The organism is Mycobacterium sp. P7213 (genome assembly GCF_900604305.1).
In the GTDB taxonomy this organism is placed as follows: Bacteria; Actinomycetota; Actinomycetes; order Mycobacteriales; family Mycobacteriaceae; genus Mycobacterium.
The window spans coordinates 1-1,016 of record NZ_UWOA01000107.1; the positions used below are offsets into that span (position 1 = coordinate 1).

At 63.4% G+C, this 1,016-nt stretch carries 1 protein-coding gene; it reads right to left on the reverse strand.

All coding sequences use genetic code 11. The features are described 5' to 3' along the window. Positions 1-49 precede the first annotated feature (49 nt). On the reverse strand, positions 50-1,016 hold a 967-nt coding region (locus EJK91_RS21385; protein ID WP_125079899.1), incomplete at its 5' end, for an IS256 family transposase.

The following is a 1,016-nucleotide window of genomic DNA, read 5'->3' on the forward strand; positions in this document are numbered from 1 at the left end:
GGGCTTGTCAAGATAACTGTGTAAGTGGTTGTGGCCATTGATGGTTGAGTTAGAGCGGGAGTCGTTCGGGAAATTGGATCGCAAAGGCGTTGAGGGCGTGGGTCCAGCCCCAGGTAGCGGTTCCGGTGGTTGATCCTCGTTTCTGGTTGATGTTGCGGATGGCCAGATACAGCAGTTTCATCGCGGCGGTATCAGAGGGGAACGAGCCGCGGGCTTTGGTGACTTTGCGCAGCTGGTAGTTCAGCGATTCGATGGCGTTGGTGGTGTAGATGATCTTGCGGATCTCGACCGGGAACGCCAGGAACGGGGTGAACTCGGCCCAGGCACGGTCCCAGACCGCGAGTGCTCCGGGGGATTTGGTGCCCCACTGGGCGCGGAAGTCCTCCAGGGCCAGCTTGGCGGCGTCTTCGGTGACAGCGGTGTAGATCGGTCGCATCGCGGCAGCCATCTTGCGGCGGTCGGTGTAGGAGGCGTAGCGCATCGATGCCCGCAGCAGATGCACCACGCAGGTTTGCACGATGGCTTGGGGCCAGACCGCGGTGATCGATTCGGGCAGCCCTGTCAGGCCGTCGCAGCAGACGAACAGCACATCGCGGCACCCGCGGTTGCGCAGCTCGGTGAGCACCCCGTGCCAGAATTTGGCGCCTTCGCTCTGCTGGATCCAGATCCCCAGGACCTGCTTGATCCCGTCGACGTCGACGCCGATCACCACGTGGGCGGCCTTGTTGGCGACCACGCCGCCGTCACGGATCTTGATGCGGATCGCATCGATATACAGGATCGGATAGACCGGATCGACCGGGCGGGCCTGCCAGGCCGCGATCTCATCGACGACCACGTCGGTGACCCGCGAAATCGTGGCCGCCGAGACGCTGGCGCCGTAGACCTCAGCCAGATGCTCGGTGATGTCGCGGGTGGACATGCCCCGGGCGTACAGCGACAAGATCATGTCCTCGACGCCACCAAGGCGGCGTTTGCGTTTAGGCACGATCACCGGCTCGAAGCTGCCGTTGCGG